Raw genomic sequence first — 14,469 nt, forward strand, 5'->3', positions numbered from 1 at the left:
ACTTTCATAAAAATCCAATTTAATTATAAATAATTATTGAATAATTTTGCATATTTATGCAAAATAGGCACATCATTTTTAAGTACTCTTAAATAGAAAGAAAGGAATAACATTATGGCACTTTGGGGTGGACGTTTCACACAAGAAGCAGACCAAAAATTCAAATTTTTTAATGACTCTCTACGTTTCGATTATCGTCTGGCATTACAAGATATTGATGGTTCAATCGGTTGGGCAAAAGCGATTACATCTGTTGGTATTTTAACAGAAGAAGAGCATCAGCAGCTTGTAGCGGCATTAAAAGCACTACGTGCAGAAATTGAACCTAAAATTGAAATTATTTTAAAAGACGATGCAGAAGATATCCATAGCTGGGTTGAATCGAAGCTTATTGAAAAAGTTGGGGATTTAGGTAAAAAGCTCCATACAGGACGTAGCCGTAATGATCAGGTTGCGGTAGATATGAAAATGTGGTGTAAAGCACAAGTTGTTGTGCTTCAAGAACGTATCCGTAACCTACAAGAAAAATTAGTTTTAACGGCAGAAGCAAATCAACAAGCTGTTATGCCAGGTTATACTCATTTACAACGTGCACAGCCAATCACTTTTGCACATTGGTGTATGGCATATTTTGAAATGTTAGAGCGTGATTACAGCCGTTTAGCCGATGCTTATAAGCGTATGCATACGTGCCCATTAGGCTCAGGTGCATTAGCCGGAACTGCTTATGCTATTGATCGCGACCAACTTGCTCAAGATCTCGGTTTTAGCATTGGTACGCGTAATAGCTTGGACAGCGTATCGGATCGTGATCATGTGTTAGAGCTTCTTTCAAATGCTTCCATTAGTATGGTGCATTTATCTCGTTTTGCAGAAGATCTAATTTTCTTTAATAGCGGTGAATCTGCATTCTTAGAGCTTTCTGATCGTGTTACGTCTGGTTCATCGCTTATGCCACAAAAGAAAAACCCGGATGCGTGTGAGTTAATTCGTGGAAAATCCGGACGTGTATTTGGCGCTTTAACTGGCTTACTCACAACCTTAAAAGGATTGCCATTAGCTTACAACAAAGATATGCAAGAAGATAAAGAAGGCATTTTTGATGCGATGGAAACATGGCAAGCTTGCTTAGAAATTGGTGCCTTAGTACTTGAAGATATCAATGTGAATGTTGAGCGTACACGTGAAGCCGCACAGCAAGGTTACTCTAATGCAACAGAATTGGCTGATTATTTAGTGGCGAAAGGTATTCCATTCCGTGAGGCTCATCATATTGTTGGAGAAGCGGTAGTTTATGCGATCAGTAAGCGTGAACCTTTAGAAGCATTATCTGTTTCAGAGTTCAAGCAGTTCCATAGTGTGATTGATGAGGATGTTTATCCGATTCTGTCCTTAGAGTCTTGTTTAGAGAAGCGTTGTGCGAAAGGTGGGGTAAATCCTGAGCGCGTATCAGAAGCCATTTCTGCTGCAAAAATATTATTAAGTATCTAAGAGTATTAGAATAGAAACAATTTATTTTGGATACGTATTAGAGAAAGAAAGTCGGGAATTCCCGACTTTTTCTTTTACTTTTTCCACCCTTTCAACGCATCTGCAAATGCATTATTCGTAAATTGATTACGTTGAGGTTTCGATGATTGATTTTGTAAGCGGTCTGATTTTTCAGTCATTTTGCGATTTTCGTTGTGTTCAGATTTCTTCTCTCCTGCAGAGTCATCTAAGCGCATTGTTAAAGCAATACGTTTACGAGCAACATCTACTTCAAGCACTTTAACCTTAACTACATCGCCTGCTTTTACCACGGTATGCGGATCATCAACAAAGCGATTAGAAAGCATTGAAATATGCACTAATCCGTCTTGATGTACACCAATATCAACGAAAGCACCAAAGTTAGCAACGTTGGTTACCGTACCTTCTAAGATCATTCCCACTTTAAGATCCTTGATCTCTTCAACGCCTTCCATAAAAGTAGCTGTTTTGAATTCGCCACGTGGATCTCGCCCCGGTTTTTCAAGCTCTTTGAGAATATCCGTTACGGTTGGTAAACCAAATTGTTCATCAACAAAATCTTTTGCATTGAGCTGATGAATTTTAGTCGCATTTCCCATTAAATCCGCAAGGGTTGCCGTAGTGGCTTGTAGAATTTTCTCAACTACCGGGTAAGCTTCCGGGTGAACACTTGAGGCATCAAGCGGATTTTTTCCATTTAAAATTCGCATAAAGCCGGCACATTGCTCAAAGGCTTTTGGCCCTAAGCGTGGTACTTTTTTCAAATCGGAGCGACTGTTAAATCGTCCATTTTCATCACGGAATGCCACAATATTTTGTGCAAGCGTTTTTGTCATACCGGCAACACGTGCGAGAAGTGGAGCTGAAGCGGTATTTAAATCAACACCTACCGCATTTACGCAATCTTCTACCACGGCATCTAATTTTCGGGCAAGTTGAGATTGGTTCACATCGTGTTGATATTGCCCTACGCCAATGGCTTTCGGTTCAATTTTAACTAATTCCGCAAGTGGGTCTTGTAAACGGCGGGCAATAGATACCGCACCACGTAAAGAAACATCTAAATCAGGGAATTCATTTGCCGCTAATTCTGATGCAGAGTACACCGAAGCGCCGGCTTCGCTGACCACTACGGTTTGCGGGATCAACATATCCGATTTGCTTTCTTTAATCTGTTTAAGCACATCTTTGGCAAAACGTTCTGTTTCACGAGAAGCTGTACCATTACCAATCGCAATCAATTCAACATTGTGTTGCTTGATCAATTTATAAAGTGAAACTTCTGCAGCCGCTTTACCGGTCGTATGTGGATAAATAGTCTCTGTAGCTAATAATTTTCCAGTGTTATCCACAACCGCTACTTTAACCCCTGTTCTTAAACCCGGGTCTAGCCCCATCGTATTTCTTGCCCCTGCAGGTGCAGCCATCAATAACGCAGAAAGATTACGGGCAAAAACATCAATGGCTTCTTCTTCCGCTTTTTCACGTAAGGTTGCCATCAATTCGGTTTCAAGATGAAGAAGGACTTTAATTTTCCACGTCCAAGCAATCACTTGCTCCCGCCATTTATCCGCCGGTTGTTGATTGAAAATGACACCAAGATGCTGACGAATAATCTCTTCACAAGGGCTTGTTGATTTAGTTTCCTCATTTTCCGGCTCCGGATTGAGTGAAAGCGATAATATACCTTCATTACGTCCACGGAACATCGCTAACGCACGATGAGAAGGCACGGTTTTGAATGGCTCACTGTGAGTAAAGTAATCACGGAATTTTTCGCCTTCTTCCTCTTTACCTTCAATAACTTTTGCTTCAAAAGCGGCATAAGCGGTCAAATATTGGCGAAGTTTTGCAAGTAAATCCGCATCTTCTGAAAAACGCTCCATCAGAATATATCTTGCACCGTCTAAAGCCGCTTTTGTATCTGCTACGCCTTTCTCTACACTCACAAACGCTTCTGCCGCATTTTCAGGTTGTTGCGAAGGATCTGACCATAATAATTCCGCAAGAGGCTCAAGCCCTGCTTCAATCGCAATTTGTCCACGTGTACGGCGTTTAGGTTTATAAGGTAAATAAAGATCTTCTAATTCGGTTTTACTTTCTACGCTAAGAATTTTGGTTTGAAGCTCCTCGGTTAATTTACCTTGCTCTTCAATAGATTTTAAAATTGTTTGGCGGCGATCATCTAATTCGCGTAAATAAATTAAGCGAGTTTCAAAATGACGAAGCTGAGTGTCGTCTAATCCTCCCGTTACCTCTTTACGATAACGAGCGATAAAAGGAATGGTATTACCTTCATCAAGAAGGGTCATTGCCGCTAAAATTTGGTGTGCGCCAACATTAAGTTCTGTGGCGATAATTTGGCTAATTTGTTGATTTAAATTTGACATTGAAGTTCCTAATTTAACGAAGTTGGTTCGCTCTGACCTTATCTAATTTTTCCAGTTGATTTATTGCTTCCTGTACTTTCGCAAGATTGGATTCAGATTTAGCACAAAGAATAATATTTTCGAGGCTATCTGCTTGATGATAATAAGGCTGTTCGCTACTTACTGCTTTTTCAAATTGTTGATATGCCTGCTGAAATTGACCTTGTTTACACAAAAAAGTGCCGTAATTATTGAGTACATCAGGACGATTATGGCTTAAGGTTAAAGCATCAAGGTAAGCTTTTTCAGCCTGTTGAGGTTCGCCTGTTTGTTGATAATAGTAGGCGAGAACAGAGTAAGGAAGGTAGTCTTTCGGATCGTGGCTTAACGCACGGTCAATATTCTCTTTGGCTTTAGGGAAATCGTGGTGATCAAGATAAGCTAAAGCGAGGTTGATCCTCGCTTTAACCGCTTCTGAACGGTTAAATTCAGAAATTGGCTCTACCGTAGAAGAACAGCCGACAAGAAACAAGACTAAACAAGCGGTAAAAAAATTGAATAATTTTGCAAATGGCATTGATGTTCTCCTACTGATGCATGATTAGTGGTTCTTAACCTCAATTCCTTGACCGAATTTACGTTTTTCAAGCGTACGTTTGGTACGGTCGATTACATCGCCAGCAAGCTGTCCACAAGCCGCATCAATATCATCGCCACGTGTTTTACGAATGGTTACCGTAAAACCGTACTCCATTAACGCTTTTTGGAAACGGTCAATACGAGAATTTGAACTCTTCGCATAAGGTGCTTCCGGGAACGGGTTCCAAGGAATTAAGTTAATTTTACACGGTGTATTCTTTAAGACTTTCGCTAATTGGTGTGCGTGATCAACTTCATCGTTGATATGATCTAACATCACGTACTCAATCGTGACTTTTCCGTGGTTCGCATTAGAGACTTCTAAATACTTATTCACGGAGTTAATTAACATTTCAATGTTATATTTTTTGTTAATCGGTACAATTTCATCACGGATTTCATCATTTGGTGCGTGTAATGAAATCGCCAATGCCACATCAATTTTTTCACGTAATCCATCTAATGCCGGTACAACGCCAGAGGTTGAAAGCGTCACACGGCGTTTAGATAAACCATAGGCGAAGTCATCTAACATAATTTCCATTGCCGGAACAACGTTATTCACGTTCAATAATGGCTCGCCCATCCCCATCATCACCACATTAGTAATCGGGCGAACGCCAGTAACACCAAAGTTACCGATAATTTTAGACGCACGCCAAACTTGCCCGATAATTTCTGCGACATTTAAATTGCGGTTAAAACCCTGTTGTGCGGTTGAACAGAATGTACAAGCTAAGGCACAACCTACTTGGGAAGAAACACATAGCGTAGCACGGTCTGCTTCCGGAATATAAACGGTTTCAATTTGCTGTTCGCCTACTTGCATTGCCCATTTGATCGTACCATCGGCAGAACGTTGTTCTACGGCAACTTCAGGCGCTTTGATTTCAGCAACTTGTTTGAGCTTTTCACGCAATACCTTGTTGATATTGCTCATATTATCGAAATTATCTTCTCCGAAGTGATAAATCCATTTCATTAGCTGATCGGCACGGAAAGGTTTTTCGCCTAAACTCGCTAAAAATTCACGCATTTGTGGGCGTGTCATATTCATAAGATTAACTTTTTCGGATTTCGGGTGTGCAACGGCAATGTTCGTTGCTTGAATTTGATCTGACATTAAATGAGCCTCGTTATTACACGGTGTTTCAATCGAAACAATTATGGCAAAAGGATTAGTTTTGCGGATATAAATAATAAAGAAGCGAATTGTACTGATCTCTAAGCAATAAGGCTAGTCATTTTTACAAGATTTGAAAAGTTGAAAATGTAAATTTTTCGAGCAAGATCGCAAAATTAATTGAAGGGGACTTTAATAAGGCTGTCGAAAGGAAAAGCGGTTAAATTTACCCAAAATCACACAAGAAAGATCAGGGCGAATATAATTCGCCCCTACATATTTTCAACAGGCATTTATCGAGTATAAACGAACTCTACGCCTTCTTCATCTTCTTCAGACCAATCATCATCAAAATCGTCCCAATCCTCTTCTTCAATTGGATTTTGCATAGCTTGTTGATGATAATCGTCCCATTTGAATTTCACTTCTTCCGCTTCTTTATTTTCTTCTTCAAGCTCACGAGGGTTTGCTTCAATGAAGTCCATAATATCACGGGTTAGCTGTTGGACATTTTGACCTGTTGCCGCAGAAATCAGGTAGTAATCGCCTTCCCAGCCAATCTGCTCGGCAATCTCTTTCGCACGTTCTTTCGCTTCTTCTTCGCCGATAGTATCAATTTTATTGAAAACTAACCAGGTCGGTTTTTCTGACAGTTTTTCGCTATATTGATACAACTCGCTTTCAATCACAGAAATGTTATGCGCCGGATCACTTTCATCAATCGGCATAATATCCACTAAATGGATCAACACTCGGCAACGTTCTAAGTGTTTTAAGAAACGAATACCTAAGCCCGCACCTTCTGCAGCACCTTCAATCAGCCCCGGAATATCTGCCACCACAAAGCTACGATCTGCACCAACACGAGCCACACCTAAACTTGGTACTAAGGTGGTAAACGGATAATCAGCTACTTTCGGTTTTGCCGCAGAAACACTACGGATAAAGGTTGATTTACCGGCATTTGGTAAACCTAGCATACCGACATCGGCAAGTAACATTAATTCAAGTAACAAATCACGTTTTTCGCCCGGTGTGCCGTTGGTTTTTTGACGCGGCGCACGGTTTACTGATGATTTGAAACGGGTATTACCTAAGCCGTGATACCCACCTTTTGCCACCAGCATTTTCATACCGTGTTTGGTTAAGTCGCCAATCACTTCTTGGGTGTCGTTATCAATTGCACGGGTTCCCACCGGCACACGTAAGGTAATATCGTTACCACGATGTCCGGTACACCCTGCACTGCGACCATTCTCGCCACGCCCTGCGGCATAGCGTTTCTCAAAACGGTAGTCGATTAAGGTATTTAGGTTTTCATCGGCAATTAAATAAACATCGCCACCATCGCCACCATCGCCACCGTCAGGCCCCCCTTTCGGGATATATTTTTCACGGCGGAAGCTTACACAGCCATTACCGCCATCGCCTGCTTCGACACGAATCAGGGCTTCATCAATAAATTTCATCTGTTTTTTCCTTTTTTCACTCTCCCCCTTTATGGAGGAGAGACAGGCAGACGTGCGTTTAGCACGGCTGGCAGAGAGAGGGTAAGCGGTTAAAATTTTAATTTTTTTGCAAATTAGTCTTTAACCCCTCTCTCTGATAAATGCAAAGCCGCTACTTTGCATTTATCTGTCTCTCTCCCACAAGGGGCGAGAGTTATTAAATGATTACATTTTCTCTACAGTTTTAATTCCTAAAAGATCTAAACCTTGTTTTAACGTTTTCGCTGTTAATGCTGCTAAACGTAAACGGCTATTTTTCACAGCTTCTTCTGCATTTAGAATTGGGCAAGCCTCATAGAAACTTGAGAACGTACCGGCTAACTCATATAAGTATTGGCAAAGAATATGCGGCATTCCTTCTTTTGCTACACCGTTTAACGCTTCTTCAAATTGCAGTAATTTAACCGCTAATGCACGTTCTTTATCTTCAGTTAAATGAATCTCGCCAGTGAGTTCGTTTGCATCAATACCGGCACGAGCAAAAATCGAACGGATACGTGTGTAAGCATATTGCATATAAGGTGCTGTGTTGCCCTCAAATGTGAGCATATTATCCCAATCAAACACATAATCCGTTGTACGGTTTTTGCTAAGATCCGAATACTTCACCGAACCAATTGCAACCGCCTCAACCACTGCTGCTTTTTCTTCCGCAGTTAAGTCTGTTGAACGTGCGGAAATAAGTTTGTCTGCGCGTTCTACCGCTTCATCAAGAAGATCCTTTAATTTAACCGTTCCGCCTGAACGGGTTTTAAACGGCTTGCCATCTTTACCTAACATCATACCGAAGAACGGGTGTTCAAGGCTGAAGGAATCCGGTACATAGCCTGCTTTACGGGTAATTAACCACGCTTGTTGCATATGTTGTGCTTGGCGAGAGTCGGAGAAAACTAAGGCACGGTCAGCTTTTAGTGTTTCATAACGGTATTTTGCCGCTGCAACATCGGTAGTTGTGTAAAGGAAGCCACCATCTTTCTTCTGAACAATAACCCCCATTGGGTCGCCGTCTTTATTTTTGAACTCATCTAAGAAAACAACTAATGCGCCTTCATCTTCAACGGCAAGTCCTTTCGCTTTAAGATCGGCAACAATTTCAGGCAACATCGGGTTGTAAAGGCTTTCGCCCATTACATCTTTTTCCGTTAGCGTAACATTCAAGCGGTCATAATTTTCTTGGTTGTGGTGCATTGTAATATCCACCAGTTTTTTCCACATCGTACGACAATATTCATCGCCACTTTGTAGCTTAACCACGTAGTTACGCGCTTTTTCGGCAAAAGCTTCATCACTGTCGTAATGTTCTTTTGCCGCACGGTAGAAGGCTTCTAAATCGCTTAATTCCATTTGGCTGGCGTGCTCATTTTCCATTTTTTCAAGGTAAGCAATCAGCATACCGAACTGTGTTCCCCAGTCGCCAACGTGATTTGCACGAATGACGTTATTCCCTAAGAACTCAAGTGTACGCACAACCGCATCACCGATAATGGTAGAACGCAAATGTCCTACGTGCATCTCTTTTGCCACATTTGGCGAAGAGTAATCCACCACAATCGTTTGTGGATTTGCAGTTTGAATACCAAAATTAACCGCTTGCAATGCTTGATTTGCATTCTCCGCTAACCACGCTTTATTTAAGAAAATATTGATAAAGCCCGGACCGGCAATTTCTAATTTATCTACAATCCCGTCTAAATTCGCATTATCTAAAATTTTCTGAGCAAACTCACGTGGGTTCATGCCTAATTTTTTTGCTGCCCCCATAGCACCGTTTGCTTGATAATCGCCAAATTCAGGTTTGCCTGATTGACGAACAAGCGGTTCAACATTTGAATCCGCACCCGCACTTATCATTGCTTGCTTGATTTTTTCCGATAAAATATGCTGAATATTCACTTTTAATAACCTATCAATTCTGTTTACAAAAAAATGGACAAAATTATATCAGAAACTGCAAAATTTTTCGAGGAAATGACAGCTTGTTTTGGTGATTTATCGCAATTTGAGCAAAATATTTTACAAATGGCCCAATTAGCCAAGATTGATTTAGCTAAATTGGAGATTGATCATGTTGCAGTACGAATGAATAGCATTGAAAAAGCTGAAAAATGGCGAACATTTTTGTTAAGAAATGCAAAGTTACTTAAAGAAAGTAAAGTAAACGGTCGTCCCATAGGGCTTTTTTTATTGCCTTATTCATTAAATTTATGTGGCCAGCTTGTTCCCATTTTAGAGCTTCCCTTTCCGAAAGGAAAAGCCTATCCGCAAGAAGGTTGGGAGCACGTTGAAGCGGTATTTCCAATGCTAGAAACGGAAAATACCTCCCAATGGATTGCACGAACATTAGCGACATTTAACTTAACGGAACATCCCGATTTAGCATTAAAAATAAGTCAGCCTGAAGTGGAAGGGGAACGTTTGCCCAACCCAACAATTGCAATAACTGTCAAGAATGCAACTTTTTGCAATCATTCTTGTCTTAAGTTACACCCTTATGGTATAAATGACGTTATCCGTTCAGAAAGTGATTTCTGAATTTTCTTTATTGGAGTAAAATATGAAAAAATTTGGATTAGCTGCGGCTTTATTATCTAGCTTTGTGATGGTTGGCTGTGCCAATACAGATATTTATAGCGGTAGTGTTTATTCTAGCGACCAAGCTAAGGAAGCACGCTCAATTAGCTATGGTACTATTGTATCGGTACGTGATGTTAAAATCCAAGCAGATAACCAAGGCGTAATCGGCACCATTGGTGGTGGTGTATTAGGTGGTTTAGCTGGTTCAACAATTGGCGGTGGTAGCGGTCAAGCTGTGGCAAGTGCCGTAGGAGCAATTGCAGGTGCAATGATTGGTAGCACAGTTGAAGAAAAAGCGAGTCAAGTTTCTTCTTTAGAAATGGTGATTCGCAAAGATGATGGCAAAGAAATCGTCGTCGTTCAGAAGAAAGAAGATGGTTTTGTTGCCGGTAAACGTGTAAGAATCGTTGGTTCTAATGCAGATTTAAACGTTTCTTTACTTTAAATTCTCGTTCTTTTAAGGATACATAATGAAAAAATTTTCTCTCGCTGTACTTGTAAGTATGGTTTTAGCGGCTTGTACTGCTGAGGTTTACTCGGATAAAGGTAACGCAACAGTATTAAGTAGCAAAGACTTATCAAAAGATGTTGTTGAATTAACAGTTCAAAAAGATAATGGTGAAGTTGTTACGATGACTCGCCAATATGATGCGCATGCGGCAGTTGGCGCACGTGTTAATGTAACTGATAATTACGAACACAAAGACGCAGATTTAAAAACAATTACGCGTTACGAATTCAAATAATTATTCTAAAAAACCGATGTTTCTCATCGGTTTTTTTATAGGAATAAATAATGTTAAAAAGCCTACCAAAAATTTGGTAGGCTTTTTTTCGATAAGATTAATTAGTCAGTTAATTTTGTACCGTATAAATAGGTGTAACCAAACGGGCTTTGTTTGTAGTCTTGCACACGTTTACTTGTCGGCGCAAAGTTAATAGAGTGTGCTACGTTAACCCACGGTGCTTGCTCACGTAATAATACTTGCGCTTGCTCATAAAGTTTCGTGCGTTCCGCTTTATCGGATAAACCAATCGCTTTATCTAATAAGGCATCTAACTCTGGGTTATTGAAACGAGCATAGTTGCTGTTACCAATGTTGCTTGAACCGAATAATGGCGATAAGAAGTTATCCGGATCACCATTGTCGCCAGACCAACCATAAGTCCCTGCAGTTAATTCGCCTGCTTTAGTACGTTTAATATAGTCGCCCCATTCATAGGTAACTAATTTTGCTTTCACGCCAAGTTTTGCCCAGTCTGCTTGGATAATTTCAGACATACGGCGAGGGTTCGGGTTAGAAGCTCGCACAACCGGTTGAACCCATAATTCTGTTTCAAAACCATTTGGATAACCCGCTTCTGCTAACAACTGTTTTGCTTTCTCAATGTTATATTCTGAATCTGGCAAGCTGTTGTTATAGCCCCAAATTGTTGGCGGTAAAGGGGTTTTCGCGGCTACGCCTGCACCTTGATACACGATATCAATGATTGCTTTTTTATCTACGGCAAGATTTAACGCTTGACGAACTTTCACATTATCGAAAGGGGCTTTTTCGGTATTAAAGGCAACATAAGCAATGTTTAAACCCGGATTTGAAAGTAAATTCACTTTCGGATCGGTTTTCATTTTCTCAATGTCTGTTGCATTTGGGAAATCGATTAAATCACATTGTCCTGCTTGTAATTTCGCATAGCGAGTTGTTGCATCCGGCACAATTTCAAAGATCAAGCGGTCGAAATCTGCTTTACCGTTCCAATAATCTTTATGTGCAACATAACGGCTTGCTTGATCTAACACATAGCCTGTAAACGCAAATGGACCTGTACCGATAGGCGTGCTATCAATCGTTTCAGGTTTACCTGCTTTTAGCATCGCATCGGCATATTCAGCAGAGTAGATTGACGTAAAATCCATACCTAAACTTGAAAGGAAGGTAGCATCTTTCTTGTTAAGGGTAAATTTCACCGTATTCTCATCAACTTTTTCTACCGATTTTAATAAAGCAGGGAATTTCATCGCTTTAAAGTACGGATAGGTCGCTTTTGATACGTTGTGATACGGGTGATTTGGGTCTAACTGACGGTTAAATGAAAAGACCACATCATCAGCATTTAAATCGCGTGTTGGCGTGAATTCTTTATTTGAGTGGAATTTAACCCCTTTACGTAAATGGAAAGTATAGGTTAAACCATCTTCAGAAATCTCCCAACTTTCTGCTAAAGCCGGCTCGATTTCGGTTGAACCACGTTTGAATTCCACTAAACGGTTGTAAACTTGTTGTGAACTCGCATTATATGAAATACCGTCCATTGCTAAAGCTGGGCTGAAATATTGTGGCGAACGGCTTACACAGTTCACAAACGTTTTTTCACCGGCAGGTTTTGCTACGGTTTTGTTTTCAGTATTTTTATCATCGCAAGCGGTTAATGCAAAGGCTGCGACTAAACCGGCTGCAACGGCAGTTAATTTATTTAATTTCATAAGAACCTCAAATAAAGGAAAATTCAATATTATGTAGTTATTGCACAAAAGATAGGTAGGGATGCTACGCTGGCGTCCCTACTATGTTACTTTTAGCAAATTAAAAGTTTTGTACATTTACTACAAATGCGCTAAGAGATTACCTTTTATTAACATTTGAGTAAAGAAGAAAAGGTATTTATTTATAACAAAACGCTATAAAAAAGCGGTTAAATTTTTGAAAATTTTGCATTTGCAAAACGTTCTTCAAATTTAACCGCTTATTACGCACTTGTTATACTTGGTGCGTTAAATTATTTTGGATTACCCACCGGTAATACTTCACGACCAAAGCTATCATTGATGATATCAGCTGCCGCAAGATAGAATGCTAATAATGCTGTTAATAAACCAAAGTTACCACCAATGTGTGTTAAAGTGTGGTTACCTGTAAAGTCGCCAGCAGCTAATAAGTAGAAAGTAATGGTTAAAGCAAGGAAAATCGCTTGTAATGCACGCGCTTTTGCTAATGTACCGATAAACATCATTAACGTGAACGTACCCCAAACCACTAAGTACCAACCAACGAATTCAGGCGAAACAGTTGCACCGAAGAAAACTTTTAATAATGCGAATGACCACCAGAACGCACCGTAGCTTGTAAATGCGGTGAAACCAAAAGTATTACCTTTTGAGAATTCAAACATACCAGCAATCATCTGTGCTGTACCACCGAAAGCAAAGCCCATTGCAAGCACTAAGCCAACATTTTCGCCACCGAAAGTACCATTGTTGATTAAGCTAAGTAACCAAGTTGTTAATGCAAAACCACATAAACCAAGTGGAGCCGGGTTTGCTGTTAAAGAGTTATGATTTGACATTGAAGACCTCATATAAATGTCGATTTAAAAACACCGGTATGATGTAGCAAATGCACAAACCTTTAATTTTGTAGGGTGGACGTAAGTCCACGCTTAGAATAACGATCTTCATGCGTGGACTTACGTCCACCCTACATCTAAGAGCATTTCGTAGGGGCGGGGTTTATCCCCGCCCATAAGCAATCATTGATATTCGGGTGGGGATAAACCCCACCCCTACGAAAAGATATTAAATGTTTGTGCAACTGTTAAATCATATCGAATTTTACTTACTGCCTGTTTTTAACAAGTTCCAGTATTTTTCATAAATTTCTACCGCAGAACCTACATCTGCTTGTAGAACGCCTTTCTCAATTTCCGCTTTAGGTGGGAAAATCAAAGGATCATTTACCGTTTCTGTCGGTAGCAACGCTTTCACGCCTTCATTTGGCATTGAAAAGCCCATGGTTTCGATTACTTCCTTCGCACTTTCAGGACGAAGTAGGAAATCAATAAATTTATGTGCCGCCTCTTTATTTACCGCACCTTTCGGGATCACGTAGTTATCCATCCACAATACCGCGCCTTCTTTCGGGAAAATAAATTGTAAATCTTTATTTTCATTTTTCGCACGATAAGCCGAACCCGACCACTGCATACCTACCGATACTTCGCCTTGTAAATAAGGCATTTCAGGCGAATCTGAGTTAAACACTAACACGTTTGGAATGAGTTTTTTCAAACGCTCATAAGCGGATTTAATCTCTTGCTCATTTTCACTATTTGGCGATTTGCCATCTAATAAAAGTGCAATATGGAAAACTTCACGAGGGTCATTCATCAGCAATAATTTGCCTTTGTATTCCTCACGCCATAAATCGCCCCAGCTTGAAAGCGCGTTAGGATCGATTTCTGAAGCATTTACCCCAATGCCCGTTAAACCGTAAACATAAGGTAACGAGTATTTATTTTCAGGGTCGAACGGTTTTGCCATCAATTCCTGCGACACATTTTTCAAATTTGTCAGTTTCGATTTATCCAATTCCGCTAACATCCCTTCTTTTGCCATCTTGCCCACATAGTAGCTTGACGGAAAAACAATATCGTAGCCCTTTGAATTTGATAATTTTAACTTAGAGTACATCTCTTCATTACTTTCGAAAGTGGAATAAATCACTTCGATGCCCGTTTCTTTGGTAAAACGTTCTAATAAAGAAGAAGGAACGTATTCTGTCCAGTTATACACATAAAGTTTTTCAGCGGCATGAGTTGCCATTGCTGAGAATGCCACAGCAATTGCTGTGAATTTCGCCAACATTTTATTCAATTTTTTATCCCCATAAGATAAACAAGGTAAAAAAGACAACGAGAGAAATTACCCCTCGCCCAAAAAGCGTGCAATTATAGCGACTTCATTTCT

12 protein-coding genes are annotated in these 14,469 nt (G+C 40.2%); 4 read left to right on the plus strand and 8 right to left on the minus strand.

All coding sequences use genetic code 11. The features are described from left to right. The first annotated feature begins 114 nt into the window (after positions 1 to 114). Positions 115 to 1,491, plus strand: a complete 1,377-nt coding sequence (argH, locus tag DDU33_RS05095; protein WP_005820308.1) for an argininosuccinate lyase — start codon at positions 115 to 117, stop codon at positions 1,489 to 1,491. A gap of 74 nt (positions 1,492 to 1,565) precedes the next feature. Here the strand turns inward: argH and DDU33_RS05100 are convergent, their stop codons facing one another. From DDU33_RS05100 to argS, 5 genes are all read right to left on the minus strand, one after another. Then, positions 1,566 to 3,902 (minus strand): Tex family protein, encoded by a 2,337-nt coding sequence (locus tag DDU33_RS05100; protein WP_108923515.1) that lies wholly within the window; start codon positions 3,900 to 3,902, stop codon positions 1,566 to 1,568. Between the two features lie 13 nt (positions 3,903 to 3,915). Then, positions 3,916 to 4,458: a type IV pilus biogenesis/stability protein PilW gene (gene pilW / locus DDU33_RS05105; RefSeq protein WP_108923517.1), complete on the minus strand. Its 543-nt coding sequence runs from the start codon at positions 4,456 to 4,458 to the stop codon at positions 3,916 to 3,918. A 24-nt stretch (positions 4,459 to 4,482) separates the two neighbouring features. Then, on the minus strand, positions 4,483 to 5,643 hold the full coding sequence (gene rlmN / locus DDU33_RS05110; protein ID WP_005820305.1) for a dual-specificity RNA methyltransferase RlmN: 1,161 nt from the start codon (positions 5,641 to 5,643) through the stop codon (positions 4,483 to 4,485). Positions 5,644 to 5,936: 293 nt separating this feature from the next. Beyond that, positions 5,937 to 7,112, minus strand: coding sequence for an Obg family GTPase CgtA (gene cgtA / locus DDU33_RS05115; protein ID WP_005818887.1), 1,176 nt, complete (start codon positions 7,110 to 7,112; stop codon positions 5,937 to 5,939). Positions 7,113 to 7,316: 204 nt separating this feature from the next. After that, complete coding sequence (gene argS, locus DDU33_RS05120) at positions 7,317 to 9,044, minus strand: arginine--tRNA ligase (RefSeq protein ID WP_005818885.1); 1,728 nt, start codon at positions 9,042 to 9,044, stop codon at positions 7,317 to 7,319. Between the two features lie 33 nt (positions 9,045 to 9,077). On the opposite strand from argS, the gene DDU33_RS05125 reads away from it, so the two are divergent. Genes DDU33_RS05125 through DDU33_RS05135 form a run of 3 tightly spaced genes read left to right on the plus strand, consistent with a single transcriptional unit; the run spans position 9,078 to position 10,471 of the window. Further along, positions 9,078 to 9,683: a VOC family protein gene (locus tag DDU33_RS05125; RefSeq protein WP_108923519.1), complete on the plus strand. Its 606-nt coding sequence runs from the start codon at positions 9,078 to 9,080 to the stop codon at positions 9,681 to 9,683. 22 nt (positions 9,684 to 9,705) lie between these two features. Continuing rightward, positions 9,706 to 10,170: an outer membrane lipoprotein gene (locus tag DDU33_RS05130; protein WP_108923522.1), complete on the plus strand. Its 465-nt coding sequence runs from the start codon at positions 9,706 to 9,708 to the stop codon at positions 10,168 to 10,170. A 25-nt stretch (positions 10,171 to 10,195) separates the two neighbouring features. Further along, entirely contained in the window at positions 10,196 to 10,471 is a 276-nt protein-coding gene (locus tag DDU33_RS05135; RefSeq protein ID WP_005818879.1) for a hypothetical protein, read from the plus strand. Positions 10,472 to 10,572: 101 nt separating this feature from the next. Here the strand turns inward: DDU33_RS05135 and DDU33_RS05140 are convergent, their stop codons facing one another. The 3 genes from DDU33_RS05140 to DDU33_RS05150 form a co-directional block, all read right to left on the minus strand. Further along, complete coding sequence (locus tag DDU33_RS05140; protein WP_108923524.1) at positions 10,573 to 12,210, minus strand: ABC transporter substrate-binding protein; 1,638 nt, start codon at positions 12,208 to 12,210, stop codon at positions 10,573 to 10,575. A 293-nt stretch (positions 12,211 to 12,503) separates the two neighbouring features. After that, positions 12,504 to 13,070 (minus strand): acetate uptake transporter, encoded by a 567-nt coding sequence (locus tag DDU33_RS05145; RefSeq protein ID WP_005825079.1) that lies wholly within the window; start codon positions 13,068 to 13,070, stop codon positions 12,504 to 12,506. Between the two features lie 265 nt (positions 13,071 to 13,335). After that, positions 13,336 to 14,367, minus strand: coding sequence for an extracellular solute-binding protein (locus DDU33_RS05150; RefSeq protein ID WP_108925253.1), 1,032 nt, complete (start codon positions 14,365 to 14,367; stop codon positions 13,336 to 13,338). Positions 14,368 to 14,469: the final 102 nt, after the last annotated feature.

The sequence above is a fragment of the Actinobacillus porcitonsillarum genome (assembly GCF_003101015.1).
GTDB classification, from domain to species: Bacteria; Pseudomonadota; Gammaproteobacteria; order Enterobacterales; family Pasteurellaceae; genus Haemophilus_A; species Haemophilus_A porcitonsillarum.